The 3,398-nt window shown below is 62.1% G+C and carries 2 protein-coding genes and 2 pseudogenes; 2 read left to right on the top strand and 2 right to left on the bottom strand.

The genetic code is table 11. The features are described from left to right. A partial coding sequence (locus tag AC1DVA_RS27010; RefSeq protein ID WP_476807933.1) for a site-specific integrase occupies positions 1–354 on the top strand: 354 nt, incomplete at its 5' end. 163 nt (positions 355–517) lie between these two features. Further along, positions 518–1,592, top strand: a pseudogene (locus tag AC1DVA_RS27005) (IS5 family transposase). Between the two features lie 184 nt (positions 1,593–1,776). Here AC1DVA_RS27005 and AC1DVA_RS27000 read toward each other — a convergent pair. Both AC1DVA_RS27000 and AC1DVA_RS26995 read right to left on the bottom strand, forming a co-directional pair. Beyond that, a pseudogene (locus tag AC1DVA_RS27000) lies at positions 1,777–1,938 on the bottom strand (integrase core domain-containing protein); the annotation flags it as partial. A 10-nt stretch (positions 1,939–1,948) separates the two neighbouring features. Beyond that, on the bottom strand, positions 1,949–3,398 hold a 1,450-nt coding region (locus AC1DVA_RS26995; protein WP_476807932.1), incomplete at its 5' end, for a hypothetical protein.

The following is a 3,398-nucleotide window of genomic DNA, read 5'->3' as shown; positions in this document are numbered from 1 at the left end:
GCGCGCCGCCTGATCCCGATCCATCCCGAACTGATCAAAATGGGGCTTCTCGATTTCATCACTTCGCGGCGTCAACGAACTGGGCGTGACTGCCCGGTTTTTTCGGAATTGAAGCCCAATCGCCATGGTCATTGGAGCGCGGCGATTTCCAAACGGATCAACAGGCGGCTTCGATCGCTCGGCATCCTGAATCCGCGCCTTAGCGCCTACAGCCTTCGCCATAACTTTCGGGACGCATGCGTCAGCGCCGGGATGTCCGACGAGACACGCAAAAAGCTGATGGGACATCAGCTGCAGGGGATGGACGCGGTCTACGGCAACCCGCGCCCGTTGCCGCGCCCTGCTTCAGGATAAACGCCTTCTGCGCGTCCGAGAACTTCGAATCCTTCATCGTCTTCCGCTCCTCCCAGCCCATGGGAAACGACGCGGAAAACTCTAGCTGGACACCCGCAAGAACCTACCGGTTTCGCTGATTTCGTGATTCAATCTCTCATCGGCACACGAGGCGGGTGAGACGATGGAACAGCGGTCTTTTTTTGGGTTGTCGGAGCATCTGGCGAGATTGACCGAGATCGGCGACCCGCTGGAGACGCTGGAAGGGACGATTGATTTCGAGTATTTCCGGGGCTGGCTGGTCGAGGGCCTTGGCTATGGGGACGGGGCCAAGGGCGGACGTCCAGCTTTCGACCCTGTCTCGATGTTCAAGGCCCTGATCCTTCAGGCGCAGCACAATCTCAGCGACGCGAAGATGGAGTTCATGATCCGGGACCGTCTGTCCTGGATGCGCTTCCTGCGCTTTGATCTTGGCGGTCCGACACCCGACGAGAACACGATCCGGCACTTCCGCAACAGGCTGACCGAGAGCGGCACGCTGCGGCGGGTGATGAAGGCCTTCGACTGGCAATTGCAGAAGAAGGGCTACATCCCGATGTCGGGCCAGATCGTCGATGCCTCCCTCGTGCCGGCACCCAAGCAGCGGAACACGGACGCGGAGAAGGAGGCGATCAAGGCGGACGGCCCGGGAGATCTGGCCCGATGAACCCAGCAAGGCGGCGCAGAAGGACGTCGATGCGCGCTGGACGCTCAAGATCGGCGGCAAGATCCGGTATCGGCCCGACGGCACGCCCTTGCCGCAGATCGCCTTGCCCGTCTTCGGCTACAAAACCCATATCGCGATCGACCGGCGCTTCGGCTTCATTCGGGAGAGCGCGGTGACCTCGGCAGCCCATGCGGATGGGCGGATGCTGCCGCGCCTGGTGACGACGCAGAACACCTCCTCCGAGGTCTGGGCCGACAGCGCCTACCGATCACAGACGAACGAGAAAAGTCTGGCGGCGAAGATGCTGGTCAGCCGCATCCATCGCCGCAAACCGCCTGGACGGCGGATGCCGCAGCATGTCGCGCGCGCCAATGCCGGCAAGTCGGCAATCCGGGCTGCGGTCGAACATGTCTTCGCCCATCAGAAGAACAGGTTCGGCCTGTTCATCCGCACCATTGGCCTGGCTCGCGCCGAGGCAAAACTGACCCTGGCCAACATCGCCTACAACTTCGACCGGCTGATCTTCCATGAACGCGTCAGGGCCATGGGATGAGTCTGCCCGAAATCCAGGATCGGCGCTGAAATTAGCCCAAAATGCCGCTCTGTCAGGCAGCCTGACGCCGATCATCATGCCGCCAAGGCGCCAAGGCGCCGAGCATGCCGAAAATCAAACGGTTCTTGCGGGTGTCCAGCTCAAAGCGATCGAGTTTTAAGGGCTCAGATCAAATTTCTGGCCCTCAGCGGCCTGTTTTTCCAGCGTGGATTTGAGTGCGAACTCGGCGGGTGTGACGTTGCCGAGCCGAGTGGGGTCGGTTCCGGTTGTAGTCCTTCCATGAGCTGATGGCGTTACGGGCTTCAGTGAGCGTCGAGAACAGCGTATCGTTGACGCACTCATCCCCGAAGCGTCCGTCAGCGCGGCTTTCCTAAGCCGAAGAACCGGCGCAACCCTGAAGGGGCTTCGGCCGAAACCGAAGACGGTTCCAACACGGGGGCGGAGGCATCTAACGATAGAGCATCCTCGGCCGGAACAGTTCTGGCGAAACGACCGATCCCGATCAACTGCAAGCCAAGCGGTCGGGGATCCAGCACCTGTCCGGAGCTATCATAGATGCTGTCGGCGTGCTTCAGCCTGATTTCGAGCATCATATTCCGCTTTTGYCCTGGAGCAACACGCGCCAATGGCAGCGTCAGTTCCGTTGCTGCCTCTGGCACGATGACATCTGTTAGGACCGCCTTTTCGTTCAACAGAATGGTGCAGACCTGATCCTCGTCAAGCTTCGACCTGCGGCCATGAACGAGGAGACGCAGTTCATATTCTTCATCGTCACCTTCTATCGCGAACTCGAGGCGCCCGACCCTTCCTTCCAGCCACACGAACCCGTCCTCGGGATACGAGAAGCCCGAGCGAATCATCGCCGTCCCGTCGCCGCTTTTGCCGATATCGCCGAATTTGCCGACAGCAAGCGATGGCGTTACGCGCTCGAAGACGCCGAACTGGCGCAAATAGAAGCCAAGATAGCGCGGATCAACGACCTTGCCGTGCTTGTCCCGGACCTGATCGGCCGCCGAGATCTGGACGACGATGGTCATCTTGCCAAGGCCGGCGCCCGAAACCGGCGGCAGCGTCGCAAAAAGCTCCACTGGCTTGTCATCGATCGAGGCATCGACAAGAATCGGTGCTCCATTGGCAAACACCGTGCAAAGCCGCTCTCCCTGCCCGCGCGCGGCGACCAGCAGCGAGATCTCGACACCGGTCTTGCCGGCCGGCATCAGGAATTCGAGGCGGCCGGAGCGGCCATCGACCCAGACGAGTTCCGGTTCGGGCGCCGAGAAGCCGGCGCGCAGGAACGCCAGACCATGCGACCCTTCCCTGGTCTCCAGGGTCCGGTTGAGCGGAAGCTGGTGCGTGACATGGTGCCCGATCAAGCCGTTGGCCGACAACTCGGCCCTGCGCCGCAGCCAGAGAGCCTTGCCGCGAACGGCGTCGCGGATCGTCTCGATCTGCTCGAACTCCGGCGTCCGCCGCAACAGGCGATAGACCTCGCGCTCGCGCATGGCGACGAAGCTAGCTTCGTTGGTGAGCGCAAGCGCGCCCTCCATGGCGGCCCACAGCCTCAATGCGCGGGGCTCACAACCATCGAGCAGCGGCATCAGCGCTTCCGGCACCCGCGACGATAGCTCCGCGCGGAACAGGAAGCGCCCGGCGTCGTCAGGGTAGGTGGCCTCGATCAAGTCCGCGGCGCTGCCGAAGCCGAGGCCGTCGAGCCGGCGCCTCGCCTTGCTGTCGCCGACCATGTCCTCGATGATTTTCCCCGAGACGGCAGCCTGGGAGTCGGGGCTGCGGCGCAAAGCTTCGACA

Source organism: Allobosea sp. P4_C6, assembly GCF_056402015.1.
The sequence above is the reverse complement of the archived record's forward strand: the minus strand, read 5'-3'. Positions and strand labels throughout refer to the sequence as shown.